17 protein-coding genes are annotated in these 20093 nt (G+C 60.8%); 5 read left to right on the forward strand and 12 right to left on the reverse strand.

Features of this window, described 5'->3' with window-relative positions; genetic code table 11:
* Window positions 1–75 precede the first annotated feature (75 nt).
* Window positions 76–1092 (forward strand): alpha/beta hydrolase, encoded by a 1017-nt coding sequence (locus tag AC1DQM_RS12380; RefSeq protein WP_018925560.1) that lies wholly within the window; start codon window positions 76–78, stop codon window positions 1090–1092.
* A gap of 63 nt (window positions 1093–1155) precedes the next feature.
* Window positions 1156–2583, forward strand: a complete 1428-nt coding sequence (locus tag AC1DQM_RS12385; protein WP_138867892.1) for a mechanosensitive ion channel family protein — start codon at window positions 1156–1158, stop codon at window positions 2581–2583.
* A gap of 64 nt (window positions 2584–2647) precedes the next feature.
* On the opposite strand, the gene ycaC is transcribed toward AC1DQM_RS12385, so the two are convergent.
* The 8 genes from ycaC to AC1DQM_RS12425 form a co-directional block, all read right to left on the reverse strand.
* Window positions 2648–3274 carry an isochorismate family cysteine hydrolase YcaC gene (gene ycaC / locus AC1DQM_RS12390; protein WP_028941293.1) on the reverse strand — a complete coding sequence of 209 codons (627 nt, stop codon included), beginning with the start codon at window positions 3272–3274 and terminating at the stop codon, window positions 2648–2650.
* 67 nt (window positions 3275–3341) lie between these two features.
* Window positions 3342–5180 carry an amidohydrolase gene (locus AC1DQM_RS12395; RefSeq protein WP_018925557.1) on the reverse strand — a complete coding sequence of 613 codons (1839 nt, stop codon included), beginning with the start codon at window positions 5178–5180 and terminating at the stop codon, window positions 3342–3344.
* Between the two features lie 45 nt (window positions 5181–5225).
* Window positions 5226–5852: an antibiotic biosynthesis monooxygenase gene (locus AC1DQM_RS12400; RefSeq protein ID WP_028941292.1), complete on the reverse strand. Its 627-nt coding sequence runs from the start codon at window positions 5850–5852 to the stop codon at window positions 5226–5228.
* A complete protein-coding gene (locus AC1DQM_RS12405) occupies window positions 5845–6261 on the reverse strand; it encodes a DoxX family protein (protein WP_064618759.1) in 417 nt (138 codons plus the stop codon). The genes AC1DQM_RS12400 and AC1DQM_RS12405 overlap by 8 nt, the downstream gene beginning before the upstream one ends.
* 257 nt (window positions 6262–6518) lie before the next feature.
* Window positions 6519–6887: a DUF6124 family protein gene (locus AC1DQM_RS12410; RefSeq protein WP_086944973.1), complete on the reverse strand. Its 369-nt coding sequence runs from the start codon at window positions 6885–6887 to the stop codon at window positions 6519–6521.
* 364 nt (window positions 6888–7251) lie between these two features.
* Window positions 7252–9021, reverse strand: coding sequence for a hypothetical protein (locus tag AC1DQM_RS12415; RefSeq protein ID WP_477746260.1), 1770 nt, complete (start codon window positions 9019–9021; stop codon window positions 7252–7254).
* A 138-nt stretch (window positions 9022–9159) separates the two neighbouring features.
* On the reverse strand, window positions 9160–10083 hold the full coding sequence (locus tag AC1DQM_RS12420; RefSeq protein WP_111454050.1) for a LysR family transcriptional regulator: 924 nt from the start codon (window positions 10081–10083) through the stop codon (window positions 9160–9162).
* A gap of 47 nt (window positions 10084–10130) precedes the next feature.
* Window positions 10131–11126 (reverse strand): MBL fold metallo-hydrolase, encoded by a 996-nt coding sequence (locus tag AC1DQM_RS12425; RefSeq protein WP_018925551.1) that lies wholly within the window; start codon window positions 11124–11126, stop codon window positions 10131–10133.
* Between the two features lie 279 nt (window positions 11127–11405).
* On the opposite strand from AC1DQM_RS12425, the gene AC1DQM_RS12430 reads away from it, so the two are divergent.
* Window positions 11406–11870, forward strand: a complete 465-nt coding sequence (locus AC1DQM_RS12430; RefSeq protein WP_028941289.1) for a helix-turn-helix domain-containing protein — start codon at window positions 11406–11408, stop codon at window positions 11868–11870.
* A 22-nt stretch (window positions 11871–11892) separates the two neighbouring features.
* Here AC1DQM_RS12430 and AC1DQM_RS12435 read toward each other — a convergent pair whose 3' ends face one another.
* A complete protein-coding gene (locus AC1DQM_RS12435; protein ID WP_018925549.1) occupies window positions 11893–12717 on the reverse strand; it encodes an alpha/beta fold hydrolase in 825 nt (274 codons plus the stop codon).
* Window positions 12718–12749: 32 nt separating this feature from the next.
* Window positions 12750–13325, reverse strand: coding sequence for a flavodoxin family protein (locus tag AC1DQM_RS12440; RefSeq protein WP_018925548.1), 576 nt, complete (start codon window positions 13323–13325; stop codon window positions 12750–12752).
* 343 nt (window positions 13326–13668) lie between these two features.
* Here AC1DQM_RS12440 and AC1DQM_RS12445 point away from each other — a divergent pair, with 343 nt between their 5' ends.
* A complete protein-coding gene (locus AC1DQM_RS12445; RefSeq protein ID WP_477746261.1) occupies window positions 13669–16473 on the forward strand; it encodes an ATP-binding protein in 2805 nt (934 codons plus the stop codon).
* On the opposite strand, the gene AC1DQM_RS12450 is transcribed toward AC1DQM_RS12445, so the two are convergent.
* Complete coding sequence (locus tag AC1DQM_RS12450) at window positions 16438–17916, reverse strand: ATP-binding protein (RefSeq protein ID WP_064618767.1); 1479 nt, start codon at window positions 17914–17916, stop codon at window positions 16438–16440. The genes AC1DQM_RS12445 and AC1DQM_RS12450 overlap by 36 nt on opposite strands.
* 184 nt (window positions 17917–18100) lie before the next feature.
* Complete coding sequence (locus AC1DQM_RS12455) at window positions 18101–19051, reverse strand: GlxA family transcriptional regulator (protein ID WP_018925545.1); 951 nt, start codon at window positions 19049–19051, stop codon at window positions 18101–18103.
* A gap of 226 nt (window positions 19052–19277) precedes the next feature.
* On the opposite strand from AC1DQM_RS12455, the gene AC1DQM_RS12460 reads away from it, so the two are divergent.
* Window positions 19278–20000: a pirin family protein gene (locus AC1DQM_RS12460; protein ID WP_018925544.1), complete on the forward strand. Its 723-nt coding sequence runs from the start codon at window positions 19278–19280 to the stop codon at window positions 19998–20000.
* Window positions 20001–20093 lie beyond the last annotated feature (93 nt).

The following is a 20093-nucleotide window of genomic DNA, read 5'->3' on the forward strand; positions in this document are numbered from 1 at the left end:
GAGGCCTGAACCCCAGCGCCACAGCAGCCCGATCCCAAGGCATAAAAACTCAAACGATTTAAAAAGGATTTGCACATGAACATCAAGAAAACCCTCGCCACTTCCGTTCTCGCCCTGTCCATCGGCAACGCATTCGCCGCTGGCAGCCCCGGTGTCGAACACAACACCCAGGCCTTCCTCGATGCCCTCGCCGCCGGCGGTGGCAAACCGCTGGAACAACTGAGCCCGAAAGACGCCCGCGCGGTGCTGACCGGTGCCCAGGCTTCGGTGAAGGTAGATCTGTCGGGTGTTGAAGTCAGCGACAAGGCGATCAAGGTCGACGGCCAGACCATCAACCTGAAAGTGGTGCGTCCGGCCAAGGTCAAGGGCGAGTTGCCGGTGTTCATGTTCTTCCACGGTGGCGGCTGGGTACTGGGCGACTTCCCGACTCACCAGCGCCTGATCCGTGACCTGGTGGTGGGCTCCGGCGCAGTCGCGGTATACGTCGACTACACGCCGTCGCCGGAAGCGCACTACCCGACCGCCATCAACCAGGCCTACACCGCGACCAAATGGGTGGCCGAGCATGGCAAAGAGATCGGTGTCGACGGCAAGCGACTGGCGGTGGCCGGCAACAGCGTCGGCGGCAACATGGCGGCAGTCGTGGCGCTGATGGCCAAGGAACAGAAAACCCCTGCCCTGCGCTTCCAGCTGTTGATGTGGCCGGTGACCAACGCACAGTTCGACGACGGCTCGTACCAGCAATTCGCCGAAGGGCACTTCCTCACCAAAGGGATGATGCAGTGGTTCTGGGACAACTACACCACCAACCCGGCCGAGCGTGCGCAGATCCATGCCTCGCCGCTGAATGCCAGCGCCGAACAACTCAAGGGCCTGCCTGCGGCACTGGTGCAGACCGCCGAATTCGACGTGCTGCGTGACGAAGGCGAAGGCTACGCCCGCCACCTCGATGCGGCCGGTGTGCCGGTGACCTCGGTGCGCTACAACGGGATGATTCATGACTTTGGCCTGCTCAATCCGCTGAATCAGATTCCGGAAGTCAAAGCGGCGGTACGTCAGGCCGCGGCTGAGCTCAAGACGCATCTGAACTAAGCCCAACCTCTCGCCACACCTCAGGGTGTGGCGAGTTTTTTTGTGCCCGCTGGAGTGCAATCCATGAGCCTTTTCTCTGCCCACCTGTTGCCTTGGAGCGCCCTGCTGCTGGTGCTCGACGCCCTGCTCTGGCACCTCGTCCCGTTCAAGCATCGCGCGCCAAAGGTCGGTGTGCGGCTGGTGCTGTTTCTGGCGTTCAGCGCGCTGATTATCAACGCTGGCGTCAGCCCGTTGCAGACACCGTTGGTTGCCGATGACCCGGTGGCGCAACTCGGTGCAACGGCGCTGGGGATTATCTGGTGGTTGTACGCCGCACGAGTGCTCACCGAGGTGTTCGGTCTGGTGCTGATGCGTCGCATAGGTCACAGCGGCCGTTTGCTGCAGGACGTGATCGGTGCGCTGGTGTTTCTGGCCTCTATCGTCGCGGCCGCCGGTTATGTGCTCGATCTGCCGGTCAAGGGTCTGCTGGCGACTTCCGGCGTGTTCGCCATCGTGGTCGGTCTGGCGCTGCAAAGTACGTTGGCTGACGTGTTCTCCGGCATTGTGCTCAACACCACCAAACCCTATCAGGTGGACGACTTTGTGGTGATCGATGGCGTCGAAGGCAAAGTGCTGGACATTAACTGGCGCGCCACGCACCTGTTGAGCAGCGCCGGCACGATGGCCGTGGTGCCGAACTCGGTGGCGGCCAAGGCCAAGATCGTCAACCTCAGCCGCCCGAACAACCTGCACGGGGTGTCGATCAGCATCAAGGTGGCGAACCACATCCGCCCACGCCGGGTGCTCGACGCCCTCGACCGCACGCTGCAAGGCAGCAGCAGTCTGTTGCTCTCGCCCGCGCCAAAAGCGGTGCTCAAAGAGGCTGGCGAAGAGATGTCCGAATACGTGGTCAGCGGGTTCATCGCCGAGCTGGGCAAAAAGAGCGACGTGCGCAATCAATTGTTCGACCTCGCCCATCGCCATCTGGAAGCAGCCGGCATCTCGCGGCACCCCGACGGCGTGATCGAACCCTCGACCCGCGCCCGCGCACTGCTCGATGAAGTGAAGATTTTCCGCTCGCTGAGCCATGAGGAACGCGACCGCCTCGCCGAATCGATGGTCGCGCAACAATACGCCGCCGGCGAGGTGGTGCTGGATCTGGCTGAAGTGCCGGACAGCCTGTTCGTGATCGCCACTGGCGTCGTCAGCGCCAGCGTGCCGGACGGCAATGGTTTCACCGAGGCCGGTCGCATGGGGCCGAGCGAAGTCATGGGCGAACAGAGCATCCTGGCCGATACGCCGTCGCAGGCAACGTTCACCGCGCTGACATCTTCGATCATCTACCGTCTGGACAAGAACCTGACCCGCCAGTGCATGGAACAGCGCAGCGAAGTGGGCCGGGCGTTGAACAAGTTGCAGGCGGTGCGCCAGCAAAACAGTCGGCTGGCGTTGATGGCCAAACCGGTGCCGATCAGGAAAGGTGGGTTTCTGGGATGGTTGCAGAAGCGCTGATGCAGAGGACATTCGAGCAGTACAAAAAAATGCCCGCACATCGCGGGCATTTTTCTTCAACGCCTTACTTGGCGGTGAACTTGGTGTAGCTGTTGATCAGGTTGCGGTAGTTCGGCAGACGCTGGGACAACAGGTTGGCCAGGCCTTCCATGTCGTTGCGCCAGTCGCCTTGCAGCTCGCAGGCCACGGCGAACCAGTTCAGCAGGTGTGCACCCGCCGCCGACATGCGTGCCCACGCCGCTTGTTGCACGGTGGTGTTGAAGGTGCCGGAAGAGTCGGTTACCACGAACACTTCAAAACCTTCGGCGATGGCCGACAGGGTTGGGAACGCCACGCAGACGTCAGTCACCACGCCGGCGATGATCAGTTGCTTGCGACCGGTGGCCTTGATGGCTTTGACGAAGTCTTCGTTGTCCCAGGCGTTGATCTGGCCTGGACGCTGAATGAACGGCGCGTCCGGGAATTGCTCGCGCAGTTCAGGCACGATCGGGCCGTTCGGGCCTGCGTCGAAACTGGTGGTGAGGATGGTCGGCAGGTTGAAGAATTTGGCGATGTCGCCCAGGGCCAGCACGTTGTTCTTGAATTCGTTGGGCGAGAAATCCTGCACCAGAGAGATCAGGCCGGTCTGGTGATCGACCAGCAGCACAACGGCGTCATCTTTGTTCAGACGTTTGTAAGGAACGTTGCTCATGTGAAACTCCTCGGAGGGTGGTGAGTGAAGCGTCGACCACACATGGCCGACGCTTTTGTTGCAAGACTCAGAACGCGAAGCAGGAACAGCCGAAGGCGCCCCAGAAACCGGCGAAGTCACTCACCGGCACGTTCGACATACGGGCCTTCTCATGGCTGTGGGTATGCACGGCGCACGGGCCGCTGCACTGGTGCACCTGCGCCTGCATCGGCGCGTTCGGCCGCCAGTGTCCCGGAACCTTCGCCACCGGCGACCAGTCCGGCAGCACCGGCAGGCTGACAGGTCCGAGTTTTTCGAAGTCGCCGGCGGCGTACACCACCTTGCCGCCGACCACGGTCAATACCGACTCGATCCACTTGATCGCTTCTTCCTCGACGCTGAAGAAGTCCGCGCTCAGTGCTACCAGGTCCGCCAGTTGCCCGACCTTGATCTGGCCCTTCTTGCCCTGCTCGGACGAGAACCAGGCACTGCCATGGGTGAACAGTTCCAGTGCAGTGGTGCGCGGCAAACCTTCCTCATACAGCGCCAGACCACCGACGGTACGGCCGCTGACCATCCAGTACAGCGAGGTCCATGGATTGTAGCTAGACACTCGCGTGGCATCGGTGCCGGCGCCGACCGGTACACCCTCGGCCAGCATGCGCTTGATCGGTGGCGTAGATTCGGCAGCCTGCTTGCCGTAGCGGTCGACAAAATATTCACCCTGGAACGCCATGCGGTCCTGGATCGCAATGCCACCGCCCAGCGCCCTTACCCGCTCGATGTTCTGTGGGGTGATGGTTTCAGCGTGGTCGAAGAACCATGGCAGGCCGTTGAACGGAATGTCGCGGTTGACCTTCTCGAACACGTCGAGCATGCGGCTGATCGATTCGTTGTAAGTGGCGTGCAAACGGAACGGCCAGCGCTGTTCCACCAGGTGGCGAACCACCGGTTCCAGCTCCTGCTCCATGGTCTGCGGCAGGTCCGGACGCGGTTCGAGGAAGTCCTCGAAGTCCGCCGCCGAGAACACCAGCATCTCGCCGGCGCCGTTGTGCCGCAGGTAGTCGTCGCCCTGGTGCAACTTGACGCTGCCAGTCCAGTTCTGGAAATCGGTCAGCTCTTCTTTCGGCTTCTGGGTAAACAGGTTGTAGGCGATACGCACGGTCAGTTGATCATCTTTCGCCAACTGCTCGATCACCTGGTAATCGTCCGGGTAATTCTGGAAACCACCGCCGGCATCGATCGCGCTGGTCAGGCCGAGGCGGTTGAGCTCACGCATGAACTGGCGGGTCGAGTTGACCTGATACTCAAGCGGCAGCTTCGGCCCCTTGGCCAGGGTCGAGTACAGGATCATCGCGTTCGGCCTTGCGACCAACATGCCGGTCGGATTGCCGTTGGCATCACGCACGATTTCGCCACCCGGCGGGTTCGGCGTGTCGCGGGTGTAACCGGCAACCCGCAATGCAGCGCGGTTGAGCAAGGCGCGGTCGTACAAATGCAGCACGAACACCGGGGTGTCCGGCGCCGCCTGGTTGAGCTCTTCCAGGGTCGGCATGCGCTTCTCGGCAAACTGGAATTCGTTCCAGCCACCGACTACCCGTACCCATTGCGGCGTCGGTGTGCGGTCGGCTTGCTCCTTGAGCATGCGCAACGCATCAGCCAGGGACGGCACGCCTTCCCAGCGCAGTTCGAGGTTGTAGTTCAAACCGCCACGGATCAGGTGCAGGTGCGAGTCGTTGAGGCCAGGGATGACACAGCGACCCTTGAGGTCGATCACCTGGGTGCCCGAGCCGCGCAGGGCCATGGCTTCGGCGTCGGTGCCGACCGCGACGAAGCGGCCGCCCTTGATCGCCACGGCGCTGGCGAGGGGCTTTTCGCGGTCTACGGTATGAAATTGACCATTGAACAGAATCAGATCGGCGTTCATCGCAGTTCCTTCGTCATCAGTGAAATGAAGCAAAAAAGCGCCGGCTCAGCGCGGCGAATTTGCGTTGGATTCGAGGTGCTCCCGTGGCTGACTGGCCGTCAGCCACGGCGCAAACAAGCGAGTCGCGGCCGGCATGCACACGTACACCACCGACACCACGATGGTCAGGGTGATCAGGAACGTGGCGACCAGGTAGTTGGAGAGAAAAGCGTTGAGTTTGAGCAGCGGCCCCCAGAGCAGCGGCACCAGCAAGGTGTGCGGCAGAATCACCAGCAACGACACCACGGCCTGCTTCCAGCGCGGTGGCGGCGAGGCGGCATCGGCCAGCGGCGCAAACCAGAATTCGTTGACCGGGTTGACCTCGGTCTGGTCGCCGTCGGCCAGCATCGGCGCGGCTTCATCGATCAGCGCCTGACGTTGCGGCGAATCGAGCCAGTGCTGCATGGCCTCGGTGGAGCAAAAGCGCAGCACGCAGGTGAACATGTCCAGGCCCGCGTTCTTGCCGCGGATCACGTCCACGCCCAGATGCCCTTCCGTGCGCCCCGCTACGCTGACGATGTTGCGCAGCCAGGCTTCATAGGCTGCTTCGAAACCGGCCTTGACCCGGTGCTTGACGATCAGCGTCACGATCTCATCGGACCCCGGCGCTTTTTGAGTTTGGGCTTCAGACATAACGGAGCACTCCGGGCAAACGAACATTGAGCGCCAGCCGTCCAGGCCCGGCGATAAACACAGAGGTGAAGATGATCAACAACAGCCAGCCGAACTGCCCTTCGGCCACACTCCATTGCGGGTGCACGACCAGCAGCGCCACCAGCAGCACAAACAGAATAGGCAAGCACGCCAGACGCGCCAGAACACCAGCGACAATCAGCAGCGGGCATAGCACTTCGGCGAAAATCGCCAGGCTGAGGGTGAGGTGGGCACCGAGGTGGAACGGGTCTTCGATCAGTTGCAGCTGCGCACTGAAGTCCAGCAGCTTGGGCAAGCCGTGCACCCACAGCAGAAACAGACCACCGCTGACCCGCAGAAACAGCAGCCCGACATCCCGCGCCTGTTCATCCCTTTGCGAAGCGTTCATGACTCACCCCTGTTCAATCATTGGATTGAATAGTGCCGCCAAGGGGTAGGGAAAAATTGAATGTACGTGCTCTCTTTGTACGGCTGGAACGCCATACACAGACAACGCAACCCCTGTGACGAGGGGGCTTGCCCCCGTTGGGCTGCGAAGCAGACCCAAAACCTGCAGTCACCGTCTGTCTGGCAAACCGCATGCACAGGTTCTACGACTGCTGCGCAGCCGAACGGGGGCAAGCCCCCTCGCCACAGGGGATCAGGTCATAGGGCCGGGTTGGCCTTCAGCTCCAGACTGTCCAGCGCCCGACTCACCGCCAACTCGCCGAACATGATGAGCTGCGCGACGCCCAGTATCGTATTGCGCTGCGGCCCCTCCAGAAATCCGGCGCAGTCACTGGCGATCACCTTGGCCGAGGCAAAGGACTCGCAGGCATTGGTCAGCAGCTCTTCGATGTTGATGTCCGGGGCGACGGTGTAAATCGTGCTCGGTTTGCGTGGGGACTTGGTGTCAGACGGTTTGAGGTAGTGATCGAGGGCGCGTTCGGCGGCTTCGTTGAGTTTTTTGGGATCGAGGGGATCGTAGGGGGAAACGTCATCGGTTGCTGGCGGATTAGGTGTGGCTTTGAACATGGTGAATCTCCTTTGGAAATAGCACCACCAGAACCTGTCGCTAAACAAGTAAGAGTGGCGACTGTATGCAGGTTAGCGAACCGGTCAAAGGCACCCGGTAGACCCGAGAGTCTCCCGCATACAGCCACCATAACGTTATGCAGACGTCAAAAGTCGGCAATAAAGTCTGGAGCACTGATGCACTTTGATAGTCCGAGTCGCTAAACCCGATCGCTGATTGGCAGCGATACGGAAACGATAAAGACCAGGCCCAAAGCGCACAAGCCGGCGGATTCTGGCGCAGTCGTAGGCAACGGCGCAAGGATCTGTAGCTTTCATCAAGTAACGATAAACGCCGTTAAACACACCTCCCGCCAGCCCTTCTTCAAGGAATGGCCCGAATGATGTACTGACGTGCGGCGAAGACCACCGCCGTCGCCGGATTCGGGACCTGATCCATATTGACCCTGAAGTGAATGGACAATGTGCTGCCTTCCGCCAGTTCCTTCAAATAACTGTACAAAACGGTAACGCTGTAGCGGCCGTTCAACACCCAACTTCGATGGACTGCGAAGTTGGGGCCCGTCCACATGGTGAGATTGTGGCTGCCCCCACTGGCGTTCTGGCCCTCAAAATCCAGCCAGATCGGCTGACCGGAGGCAATAAGCGGCCAACCGCCAAACAGGAGCGTTGCCCCGGCTTGCACATTGGCCAGATTCAGCACCGTCGTACCGTTCGCCTGGGTGATTACCGGAGGGACGAACCAGTTTGCCGGAATAGTCCCGATGTTCAGGACAAGCGGCCGTGAAACCACCGGGAGTGCTGTTCCGCGATCATATTCGAAGCTCACCGTCACCCGTTTGCCCAAGCTGAAAGCCAACAGCGAAACGGGCAGCTGGATTATCCTGGGTCGGATGGTAGTGCCGGCCTGAACGGTATTGGTGGTGTGTGAGCCCGCAGCGGGTGTTCCTGGCGCAGCAGTCCAGATGACCCTGATCCTGTCATCGGCCTGCATGTTGTAATCCAGGACAGCCGTCAGCCTCGTCAATGCCGCAATAGGATCCAGATTGCCGTTATCAGGCGCCTCTGCAATCGTCAGCTCCAGGTTTTGCAGCACAACGTTGATTGTCCATGGGCTGGACGCCCCTCCACTGCCATCCGCCGGCTTAACCGTGAAAACGTGCAAGCCGCCCGTCAATACAGCCACCTTATACGTCCAGGCGCTACCAACAGCTATGACCGTGCCTTGGGGGGTTGGCCCATCAAAAATTTCCACTTCATCGCCAGCCCCGGCACTGCCGCTTAACGTAACGCTAGTGTGAGGGGTGTCTGCGCCATCGGCGATGTCCTGGCCGTCGGGACCGGTGACCGACAAGATCGCGGGCGGGGTCGCTGCGTTTGTCAGGACGATATAGTTTCGATGGGCAAACGGCTGGGCAAGGGACTCATCCGGGCTCCCTTGCAGCCCCACCATCAACTTCAGGGTCAGTACGCTGCGGTCCTTGAGCCCTTGCAAGGCATTGGCGGAGTGGCTTCGCTCGTAAAAACCGAAACGGATGAATTCGTCAGTGATGACATTGCTCGGCGCACTCCAGTACCTCATACGGAAATCGCTGCCGTCGGCGTTCTTGCCCTCAAGCCCCAACCAAAGGAATTGACCCCGAGCGCTCAAGGGCCACGCGTTGATACGCAGGGTAATGTCGGTCAGGCCATTGATGTCCAGTATCGGACCTTCCCCGGACTGTTCTGCCTGGGTGATGACGGGACGAGGCAAATCGCGTTGCGCCAGAGGCAGCACGTACACGACCTGTGGCTCTGAAGTCACGGGTGCAGCGGTGCCGCGAATGATGGTGTAAGTCACCGTCACCGTCTGGCTCAGATTGAAGAGTACTAGCGAAACCGGGATTCGAATCACCAGCGGCCGAGTGTTACCGGCGTTGATGAAAGCCGTAGTGAGAGAGCCGTTTGCTCCGGAGCCCGGTGCACCTGTCCAGGCCACACTCACCTGGTCGGTGGGCTGCAACGTCGGATCGGTCACCTCGATCGTGAGGGTATTCCTCACGTCCACCGGATTGAGGAGGGACTGATTGGCGCTTTCCTGGATGACAGGAGGCGGTGGGCTGCCGGCGTTCACTGTGGCGGTAGCGATGTTCATTGTTCTGTCCCTGTGCATGATCGATCCGGCCCCCGAAAGAGCATTGAATGAATCACACACCGACGCGCGGGCACGCGCTACTGTCAGAACTTATAGGTGTGCGGCTGTTTCGGACGAACGGCGCGGCGCGGTTTCGCCTTACACAGCCGGAATATCCAGCGAGGCCGACATGAACTGGCTGATCCGCGACCGCAGCCATTTCTCGGCAGGATCGTTGTCATGCACCCCGCTCCAGGCCATCGACAGTTGCGCCGCATCAATGGGAAACGGCGGATCTTCGGCGCGCAAGGCACAGCCCTCCACCAACGCGCACGCGGCATAGTCCGGGACAGTGGCAATCATTTCCGTGCCAGCGAGCAACGCGCGCAAACCACTGAATTGCGGTACGCCGAGCACCACGCGGCGGGTGCGGCCGACCTTGGCCAAATCGACGTCGATGTTGCCGCTCAAGTCGCCGGAGAACGACACCATGGCATGCGGGCGGGAGCAGTATTCGTCCAGCGTCAGCGGCCCCGGTCTGCTGTCTCCGCGCAGGACTTTGCAGGGAATGTCGCGCAGTTTTTTGCGTTTGGCATTGGCCGGCAGATCCGTGGTGTAACTCACCCCCACCGAGATTTCCCCCGACGCCAGCAACGTCGGCATCAACAGATAATTGGCACGGCGTACCACAACCACGATCCCCGGTGCCTCTTCCTGCAACTGGCGCAGCAACGGCGGAAACAGCCCGAACTCGGCGTCGTCCGACAGCCCGATACGAAACACATCGCAGCTGCTGGCCGGGTCGAATTCCTTGGCCCGGCTGACCGCCCCCGAGATGGTGTCCATCGCTGGTTGCAGCTCCTTGAGAATCGCCAGCGCCCGCGCCGTCGGTTCCATGCCGCGACCGTTGCGCAGCAACAACGGATCGTCGAACAAATCACGCAACCGGCCCAGCGCGGCGCTCACCGCCGGTTGGCCCATGAACAGTTTTTCGGCGACTCGGGTCAGGTTCTTTTCGAACATCAGCGCTTCGAAAATCACCAGCAGGTTCATGTCGACACGGCGCAGATCGTTACGGTTCATGGGCACGGTTCCCTTTTGTGTTCAGCCAGGCGCAAGTGTGTCGGACTTTACTCGATCATCGGCACTTTCGCCGCTCGTTTGTAAGGCCCGTACTCGATCGGTACCCACTGGAAATGCTTGTCCACAGCGGTGATATGGCCGACACCCGGAAACGGCAAATGCGCCGCCGTGACCCAGATCTTGCTGGCCGCCGCATCGCTGAACACCTTGGCGCGGCTCTTGATCGCCTGCTGATTGTCGACGTCGAAACGGATCGACACCTCGGGATGCTCGAACTGCACCGCCAGGTTATGCACCAGATCGCCCATGAACAGAATGCTCTGACCTTGGGAGTTGAACCGATACGTGGTACTGCCCGGTGTGTGCCCGGCCTCCAGCTCGGCATCGACAACGCCCGGCACTGGCGACTGCCCGGCAGTAAAGGTTTTGAAACGGCCCGCCGCGATATACGGCGCGGTTGAGTCCTGGGCGATCTTGAAGAATTCCCTGGCACCGGCCGGTGCCTTGGCCATGGCCTGGGGATCAAGCCAGTAATCGGCTTCTGCCTTGGCCGCGTACACCGTTGCGTTGGCGAACACGGGCTTTTGCTGCCCATCCACCAACCCGCACACATGATCCAGATGCAGGTGAGTGAGCAGGATGGTATCGACCTGTTCCGGCTGGTAACCGGCGGCTTTCATGTTCGCCGACAGTTGGCCCGCCGTGGCACCGATGCACTGCCCTGCTCCGGTATCCACCAGAATCAATTGTTTGCCGGTATTCACCAGAAACGCATTGAACGCGGTTTGCACCCCCGGCGTTTCAATCGAACGACGAGCCAGCAACGCGCGGATCTGGTCTTGGGTCAGCCCCTCGAGCAGTTTGGGCGACAGGTCGTTGTAGCCATCGAACAACGCCGTCACCTCGTAGTCGCCCACCGCGAGCCGGTAATAGCCGGGCACCTGAGTGTTCACCTGAGCCGGTGCCTGGGCCAGGCTGATGCCAGACATCAGCGCCAATGCCAGGCCAAGTCCGCCAAGTGTGCAAACGCGGGATTGCTTCATGAGATCACCCTTGATCGAGCCAGAAAAAGCGGCCCAGTCCAGGCCGCTACACGTCGCCCATCTTGCATGACCGTGCATCGGTGCGAATTGCAGTGATGTGCTCAGTTGGCGCATTTTCACCCTTAAGCCTGACTGCGGAATTAACAACGTTTAACTCGCAAGCCAAAGTCCTCGCGGCCAAGAATGAAGCCTTCTGCGCAGACTTGTTTCTAAAACAAGGGAACGTGCTGACCCACCGTGCAGTGCATCCGCGCGCGCCCATCGACACGGACATTGGCCATGGCTCTCATTCAGCAAAACGCGATCAAGGCGTGTGCCATTGAAACGCAAAAAAAAACCACGGGGGGCCTTAGCCCCTGGCGCGAAACTCTGGTCAAGCAACTGATCCTCGACCACCTCGACGACACCCTGGAAGTGACCGAACTGGCACGGGTCTGTGCCCTGTCGCGCAGTCATTTTTCCCGTGCGTTCAAATGCAGCACCGGTGTTTCGCCGCAGGACTGGATCCGACAGCAACGCATTGCCCGGGCCAAACAATTGATCCAGAACACCGACCTGACCCTGACGCAAATCAGCCTGGAATGTGGCTTCTGCGACCAGGCGCATTTCTCCCATATCTTCACCCGCAGCGAAGGCATCACACCGTTTGCCTGGCGCTGCCGTGCCATGCTTACTCTTCCCTCTCACAACAGCAAAAGATCGCAGCCTTCGCCAGCGCCTACAGGTGCTCACATGTCCCTGTAGGCGCCGGCGCCTTTGATTTTGATCAGCCCTTGATGAACGCCAGCAGATCTTCGTTGAGTTGATCCTTGTGGGTATCGGTCAGGCCGTGTGGAGCTCCCGGATAGACTTTCAATGTGGAGCCCTTGACCAGTTTTGCCGAGGCGATGCCCGAGGCTTCAATCGGCACCACCTGATCGTCGTCGCCATGCACCACGAGGGTCGGCACGTCGAACTTCTTCAGGTCTTCGGTGAAGTCGGTTTCAGAGAACGCCTTGATGCAGTCGTACGCATTCTTGTGGCCGGAAGCCATGCCCTGCAGCCAGAACCAGTCGATCATGCCTTGCGAAGGTTTGGCACCCGGCCGGTTGAAACCGAAGAACGGACCGCTGGCCAGATCCTTGTACAACTGCGAACGGTCGACCAAAGACGCCTGACGAATACCGTCGAACACTTCCATCGGCAGGCCGCCCGGGTTGGCCTCGGTCTTGAGCATCTGCGGCGGCACCGATGAAATCAGCCCGGCCTTGGCCACGCGTCCAGTACCGTAGCGACCGATGTAGCGCGCCACTTCGCCACCGCCAGTGGAGAAACCGAACAACACAGCGTTTTGCAGATCCAGATGCTCGATCAACTGCGCCAGGTCATCGGCGTAGGTGTCCATGTCATTGCCGAACCATGGCTGGCTCGAACGGCCGTGACCACGGCGGTCATGGGCGATGACCCGGTAGCCTTTGGAGGCCAGGAAGATCATCTGCGACTCCCAACTGTCGGCGTTCAACGGCCAACCGTGGCTGAAGACGATCGGCTGACCGGTGCCCCAGTCCTTGTAGTAAATCTCGGTGCCGTCTCGGGTAGTAAAGGTGCTCATTACGACTCTCCTGATGCATGGGTTTACGACGATTAACAAGAGGTTTGAGCCAGGCGTTCGGCCAGGCGCGCCACCCGCTCGCCCAAATGTGCGGCGGTGCGGCGGTCTTCCAGGGGCGGAGCAAATTCGGGGGATTGCTCGACGTTCGATTGGGCCATCGCCCCCAGCGAACTGCCGAGCCGGTTCAACTGCCCGTCGAACAGGCCGAGGCTGCTGCGCGCCGGCAGCAGGTCGAGGCCGACCCAGATCATCGAGTGCTGGGCGGCGAACACCGCCATCTGCAGCAAGGTATTGAGCTTGTCGCCACACAGGCATCCGGAGTTGGTAAACCCGGCAGCGAGCTTGTCGCGCCAGGGCTGGGCCAGGTAGAACGAGGCGGTGGCCTCCATGAAACCCTTGAAGGCTGCCGAGGCGCTGCCCATGTAGGTGGGGGCGCCGAAGATGATTGCATCGGCACGGTGCAAGCGCTCCCAGTGATCGTCCACTTCCTCCACCGGAATCAGCCGACAGGTGCTGCCCAAGTGTCGTTCCACCCCCAGGCCCACGGCTTCGGCCATGACCCGGGTGTGCCCGTAACCACTGTGATAGACCACCACCACGTTGCTCATTCCGGCTCCTCCAGAAGTGTTCGTCCTTTTTGCGGCACGCTTTTTGTTGCACTTTCTGTTGCAAAAAGGCCGATACCTTCGGCTACTTGAAGAAATGGATTTTTGAGCGTAGACCGGATCGGTACGAGTTAAACGTTGTTAATTTTCTGCCGTACACCCATGGCCCCGGCGTGCCGTTCACCAGCGCTGAGTCCAATAAATACGGGGCCGCCGGGCACCGACGGCAAGGCCGCAGCCGTTGCACCTGCTGCCGGGATGTATGACGCCACGTTGCGCTACCGAAAAAACCTTAGGAATATGCCTGGATACCGCGCGATAGACGGATGCAAGCAGGAGTGACCCGTTGACCCTTACCCCCGAACAGGCCATCCATTTCGGCCCCTACCGGATCTACCCTGGCCAACGCCTGGTGATGGAGGCCGACCAGCCCCTGCGCCTGGGCAGGCAAGCCATGGACATTCTGTTGATGTTGCTGGAGCACGCAGGCCAGGTGGTGAGCAAGCAGCAACTGATCGCGCGGGTCTGGCCCAAAAGCGTAGTGGAAGACACCAACCTGCGCGTGCACATGGCGGCACTGCGCAAAGCCCTCGGTGACGGTCAGGCCGGCCAGCGTTACATCGTCACCGTCGCCCAGCGCGGCTACAGTTTTGTCGCGCCGTTTTCCCTGGAGTCCATCGAACAACATCCCCAAAACGACGCCAATGAACCGGGCGGCCATAACCTGCCGGTGCGCCGGACTCGCATGATCGGCCGTCAGGCCCTGGTCGACAGACTGCTGGCGCAACTCTCACAGCAACGTTTCATCACCCTCGTGGGCCCCGGCGGGATCGGCAAGACGACCGTGGCGCTGCGCGTCGCCGAGCAACTGATCGGTCGCTATCGAGACGGCATTCGCCTGGTGGACCTGGCACCGATCAACTGCCCTTTGATGATCGGCGCGCACCTGGCGACAGCGCTGGGCTTGCCGTTGCATGACGCCGACCCCATGAACGGGCTCGCCACATGCTTGCGCGAACGGCAGATGCTGCTGGTCATCGACAACTGCGAACACCTGATCGATGCCATTGCGTTGCTCAGCGAAAGCATCCTGCGCGCGGCACCCCAAGTGCACATTCTGGCTACCAGTCGCGAAAGCCTGCGGGCCGAAGGCGAATACGTGCAGCGCCTGGAATCACTGGACTGCCCGCCTCCCATCGCCCTGCTCGACCGCGCTCAGGCCCTGACGTTTTCGGCGCTGCAATTGTTTGTCGAGCGGGCGATGGCCAGCCACGACAGCTTCGAACTGAGCGAAGCCGACCTGCCGCTGGCGATTGAAATCTGCCGACGTCTGGACGGCATTCCGTTGGCGATCGAACTGGCGGCGGCGCAAGTCGGCAACCTGGGTTTGAGCGGCTTGCTGTCGCAACTGCAAGACAGCTTTCGCCTGCTCGCCCAAGGCTGCCCGACCACCATGGGCCGCCATCAGACCCTTCGCGCCACGCTGGACTGGAGCTTCGAACTGCTCAATGCCTGCGAGCAGACGTGCCTGCGCCGACTGGGGATATTCCGGGGCGCTTTTACCCTGGAATCGGCGGCTGCCGTGATTGTCGGCCAGTACGTCGAGCCCGATGTGGTGTTTGCCTCGATTACCCAATTGGTGGCCAAGTCATTGCTGAACGTGGAAGTCGGCGATGAAGAAGTGTTCTACCGTCTGCTCGACACCACGCGTGGCTATGCGCTGGAAAAACTCGACCAGGCCCAAGAGCTGGCGGACACCCGAGAGCGCCACGCCGAATGCTGCCTGGCCTTGATGCAGCAGGCGCAAAGTGAATGGGAACACACCCAGAGCGAGCGCTGGACCGAGCGTTACGCCCGCAGCCTGGACGACATTCGTGCAGTCCTGGATTGGGGCTTGAACGCTCAAGGGCCGCAGGCCTTGGCCATCCGTCTCGCCGCGACCTCGGCACCGCTCTGGCAAGAGCTGTCGCTGCTCAAGGAATACGGCGCGTACGTGCGCAAAGCCCTGGCGTTGCTCGAAACGACGCACCAGCCCTGTCCGCGTTTGACCATGAACCTCAAGCTTGCCCTCGGCAGTTCCTGCTACCACACCCAGGGCAATAGCACCGAAGCCGTCGAAGCCTTCGTCAGCGCCAAACACCTGGCCGAACACTGCAACGATATGGCCGGTCAGCTCAAAGCGATTTCCGGGCACCTGGCGGTTGATCTCAGTTGCGGCAACTACCAACTGGCCCTGGAGCAGAGCCGACAATTCGAGCGGTTGAGGCCGCACGACGACGCGATGACGGCCCTCAGCACCCAACGCTTGCGGGTCCTGGCCCTGCATTTTGCCGGGGATCAGGCACTGGCGCGGGAGAATGCCGAACAGGTCATTCAACGTCTGGCCCAGAGCGGCCAGCTCAACCGCTTCACCCATGGCTTTGGCGTGCAATACGACCAGAGCGTGGCGGCCCTGACGATTCTGGCGCGCATTCTCTGGCTGCAAGGGCTCCCGGAAAAAGCCTGGCATACCGCACGACAGGCGCTCGACATCGCGATGCAAATCAATCATGGCACGTCCATCTGCTACACCCTGGCGCTGTCCGGTTGCCTGATCGCGCACTACAACGGCAACACGCCGGTCGCCCGCGAGCTCCTGGCCTTGCTGCTTGAGCAGGCGAAGAAACACTCGGTGTTGCTGTTCTACACCTGGGCCAAACATTACGCGCAGGTGATCGACGGAACTGATGCGCCCTCATCCCCGCGAACGGACACCGGGTTGGTCAAGGAAATCATGGTCACTCTGGGCAGCCGTTTCATCGATGATGCGTTGCTGGAGCGGGCCGAAAACGGCGCGGCGGGCTGGAGCACGGCAGAAATTCTGCGGGCTCGGGCCGACGCGTTACTGGCGCAGGATTGCCCGAGCAGTGCTGACGCGGCCGAGGCGGTGCTGCTCAAGGCTTTAGCCGTGGCAAAAAACCAGGGAGCGCTGGCCTGGGAACTGCGCAGTGCGACATCGCTGGCCCAGTTGTGGCAGCGTCAGGGCCACTTCCGGCAAGCCCATGAGCTGCTGGCGCCGATTTACCAGCGCTTCACCGAAGGCTTCGCCACACCAGACCTGATCAAAGTCCGGCGGTTACTCGACGAGTTGCAGCGCGACCTGCCCGACTGATGTCCCGTGGGCCCGGCTGATGTAGCGCTCATAACGCAGTTCGAAGGCACGCAAGTAACCGCTGTTTTCGAGTTTCTCCAGGGCGTAGGTGCGCGTGGTATTGAGGAAACGGTAGCGCGTCACGCCGCTGCCCTGCTCCACCGACAGCAGCGATTTATTCGCCAGACTCTCCACCACGTTAACCAGGCTTGCGGGCAGCAACATCGCGCCACTGACCACGCCAATCGCTGCGTCCAGGGTGAACGCCATCTTGAACACCGCCAGCCGCTGCAACACGATCTGTTCCAACGGGCTCAGCCGTTCATAGCTCCAGTCCAGTGCGGCTTTGAGATTCTGATGCCGTGGCACGGCGGTGCGTCGACCTTGGCTCAACAGCTGAAAACAGTTACCCAGTTGCGCTTGCAACCCCACCAGCGCCAATGCATCGATCTGCGCCGCCGCCAGCTCAATGGCCAGGGGCAAGCCATCCAGCCGACGACAGATTTCACGCACAGCCTTCAGATCCTGTTGACGCAAGGCAAACCCTTGCTGACGGGCTCGGGCGCGGCTGACCAACAGCTGCACCGCTGAATACCCCATGGCCTCGTCCACGCTATAAATCACCGAGGCTGGCGGCACCGTCAGGGGCGGTAACCGCAGCAGCGTTTCCCCCGCTGCTCGCAGCGGTTCGCGACTGGTGGCGAGGATCGACAGTCGAGGTGCCGAGGCCAACAGATCGTCCACCACTGTCCTGCAACGTTCGAGCAGGTGTTCGCAGTTGTCGAGCACCACCAAGGCATGCCGTTGCGCCAACGCCTTTGCGCCAATGTCCAGTTCCAGCGTGCGCGACAGATGATCGACAAGCTGCGACGGGTCATCGATGGCCGCCAGGTCAACCATCCAGACACCATCCCGATAGTGCTGCAACAGCAACTCGGCCACGCGCAACGCCACGGTGGTCTTGCCGATACCAGCAGGGCCGATCAGGGTCATGAAGCGTCGAACCGGCAACTGCCGAACCACGCTGCCGACGATCGAGTCGCGACCGGTCACCGGTGTGAGCCGCGCAGGCAAGTTGTGTTGAGGCTTGTGCACGGTTTCGACCAGCACCGGCGTGCCCGCCCGATCGTGCTGCACCGGGGCGATGAAGCTATAACCGCGCTGGGGAATATTAACGATATAAGGCTGCCCGTTCGGCCCATCGCCGAGCGCTCGGCGCAGGGCGGCAATGTGGACGCGCAAGTTGATTTCCTCGACCACCGAGGTCGGCCATACGTGGGCAATCAGCGCCTCTTTGCTGACCACCGCACCAGCGTGCTCAACCAGCACCTGCAAAATGTCCAGGGCTCGCCCGCCCATGCGCAGCGGCCGATCACCGTCCAGGATCAACCGCTGATGCAAGTGGAATGCGTAGGGCCCGAACCGCAGCACCGTGTCACTGTTTATCTCTCTGAGGTTGTTCATGCACGTTCATATGCTGAAAACCTGGCTCGGCTCAAGGAACTGCAAGCTCCATCGATCCCGCCCATCCAGGCTCCGCACCTCCCAAAAAAGAGTTCACGGGTATCTTGGCAGGCATGGGTGACGGTACAACGGCCATGGGAGGAGCGTCACGGTCATCGCGGTGCGCACGACGGACAACAGCGCGTTAACTGAACTGCTCGCGGTACTGGGTGGGGGTCAGGCCGAGCTTTTCACTGAAAAGAAATCGCATGTGCCGCACGCTGCCGAAGCCACTTTTATAGGCTACGGTCTTGAGCGGCAGCTCGCTGGTTTCCAACAGATTCCTGGCGTGATCGATGCGCGCGCTTTGTAGAAACTCCATCGGCGTCATATTCACTTCCCGGGTGAAAACCCTGGCGAAGTGCCGCGCACTCATGTTCACCAGACTGGCCATACGCTCGATACCGAACGCTTCGTCGAGGTGTTCGAGCACATGGTTCTGCACCCGGGTGACCGGCGTTTCCTGGGGGCCCACCGCGGCCATCAATGGACTGAACTGCGCCTGCCCGCCCTGGCGTTTCATCACCACCAGCAGCACTTTGGCGACGTCCTGGGCGACTTTCTTGCCGTGGTCCTGGGCAACCACCGCCAGCGCCAGGTCGATACCGGCGGTGACACCGCCGGAAGTGATGAGGTTGCGGTCCTGCACGAAAATCTGATCGGTCTCGACGACAGCCTTGGGGAAGCCTTTGATCAGTCGTTCGGTGTAATGCCAGTGAGTGGTCACGCGAAAGCCGTCCAGCAATCCGGCATGCCCGAGCACGAACGCGCCGGTGCAGATCGACCCGTATCGGTCAGCACGGCTGATGGCTCCCCGAAGCCAGTCGAGCAGCGGCGGATACTTTTCGTTGTAGGCCCCCGGCCCGCCTGGCACCAGCAACAGGTCATAGTGCTCGTTAGCCTGATCGATGTGCAGATCCGCCAGTACGCTCACGCCGTTGGAGGCCCGCAATGCGCCCTGCACGGTGCCGATGGTCAACAGCTCGTATCGGTCCGCCGGTTGCAGATAACGATTGGCGATGGAAAACACTTCCATGGGGCCGGCCATGTCGAGCAGGAGAAAGTCTGGGAACAACACCATTGCCACGGTTTTCATGGGTTCAAGGTCACTAATAGAGAACTGTTCAATACCATTGCGCCGCCCACGGGTCTGGCGCCCGACATTATGGCCACATGTAACAACAAGCATACATGAACCCGTTCACACAACTGTCAACCTGAACGAGACAGTATTTCAATTTTCATCTACTTACTGCACTTTAAGGTAAACATTAACCTTCTCCTCACTCGGACGAATTCACGTCCTGACAGGAGATTTCATCATGCTGACCCTTCGCAAAGCTTCGGATCGCGGTGCGGCCAATCACGGTTGGTTGAAGTCGTTCCATACCTTTTCCTTTGCCAACTACCGCAACCCACGGGAACAGGGCTTTTCCGACCTGTTGGTGATCAACGACGACCGCGTGGCCGCCGGCAAAGGCTTTGGTCAGCACCCTCACCGCGACATGGAGATCTTCTCCTACGTACTCGAAGGCGCGCTGGAACACAAGGACACCTTAGGCACCGGTTCGGTGATCCGCCCTGGCGATGTGCAACTGATGAGCGCCGGCAGTGGCGTGGCGCACAGTGAATACAACCACTCATCGACACGCCCGGTGCACTTCCTGCAGATCTGGATCGTGCCTGACGTCAGCGGCGCCAAACCGCGTTATCAGCAAGAGCATTTCAGTACCCAGAAAAAACGCGGCCGCTTGCAGTTGATCATCTCCCCGGATGGGGCCAAGGGCTCGTTGAAAGTCCGGCAGGATGCGCGGGTGTATGCCGGCCTGATCGACGGCAAGGAAAGCGCCACGCTGGAACTGGCTGCCGATCGCTACGCCTATGTGCATGTGGCGCGGGGCAGTGTCGAGCTGAACGGCCTGCAGCTGCAGGAAGGCGACGGCGTACGGGTTCGCAAAGAACAGGTGCTGACCTTGAGCAATGGCGTGGATGCCGAGGTACTGGTGTTTGATTTGCGGCCGCAGGAATTGCCGGAAATGCCGTGATCCCATTGTTCAACGCCCGCAAAAAAACGGCCTGATCGAGGCCGTTTTTTGGCCGCGACAAAAATCCTGTAGGAGCGAGGCTTGCCCGCGAAG

Source organism: Pseudomonas sp. 01L34, assembly GCF_056400265.1.

Coding starts and splice junctions, on each gene's coding strand:
- AC1DQM_RS12380 (WP_018925560.1), top strand. CDS start 76: ATGAACATCAAGAAAACCCTCGCCACTTCCGTTCTCGCCCTGTCCATC.
- AC1DQM_RS12385 (WP_138867892.1), top strand. CDS start 1,156: ATGAGCCTTTTCTCTGCCCACCTGTTGCCTTGGAGCGCCCTGCTGCTG.
- ycaC (WP_028941293.1), bottom strand. CDS start 3,274: ATGAGCAACGTTCCTTACAAACGTCTGAACAAAGATGACGCCGTTGTG.
- AC1DQM_RS12395 (WP_018925557.1), bottom strand. CDS start 5,180: ATGAACGCCGATCTGATTCTGTTCAATGGTCAATTTCATACCGTAGAC.
- AC1DQM_RS12400 (WP_028941292.1), bottom strand. CDS start 5,852: ATGTCTGAAGCCCAAACTCAAAAAGCGCCGGGGTCCGATGAGATCGTG.
- AC1DQM_RS12405 (WP_064618759.1), bottom strand. CDS start 6,261: ATGAACGCTTCGCAAAGGGATGAACAGGCGCGGGATGTCGGGCTGCTG.
- AC1DQM_RS12410 (WP_086944973.1), bottom strand. CDS start 6,887: ATGTTCAAAGCCACACCTAATCCGCCAGCAACCGATGACGTTTCCCCC.
- AC1DQM_RS12415 (WP_477746260.1), bottom strand. CDS start 9,021: ATGAACATCGCTACCGCCACAGTGAACGCCGGCAGCCCACCGCCTCCT.
- AC1DQM_RS12420 (WP_111454050.1), bottom strand. CDS start 10,083: ATGAACCGTAACGATCTGCGCCGTGTCGACATGAACCTGCTGGTGATT.
- AC1DQM_RS12425 (WP_018925551.1), bottom strand. CDS start 11,126: ATGAAGCAATCCCGCGTTTGCACACTTGGCGGACTTGGCCTGGCATTG.
- AC1DQM_RS12430 (WP_028941289.1), top strand. CDS start 11,406: ATGGCTCTCATTCAGCAAAACGCGATCAAGGCGTGTGCCATTGAAACG.
- AC1DQM_RS12435 (WP_018925549.1), bottom strand. CDS start 12,717: ATGAGCACCTTTACTACCCGAGACGGCACCGAGATTTACTACAAGGAC.
- AC1DQM_RS12440 (WP_018925548.1), bottom strand. CDS start 13,325: ATGAGCAACGTGGTGGTGGTCTATCACAGTGGTTACGGGCACACCCGG.
- AC1DQM_RS12450 (WP_064618767.1), bottom strand. CDS start 17,916: ATGAACAACCTCAGAGAGATAAACAGTGACACGGTGCTGCGGTTCGGG.
- AC1DQM_RS12455 (WP_018925545.1), bottom strand. CDS start 19,051: ATGAAAACCGTGGCAATGGTGTTGTTCCCAGACTTTCTCCTGCTCGAC.
- AC1DQM_RS12460 (WP_018925544.1), top strand. CDS start 19,278: ATGCTGACCCTTCGCAAAGCTTCGGATCGCGGTGCGGCCAATCACGGT.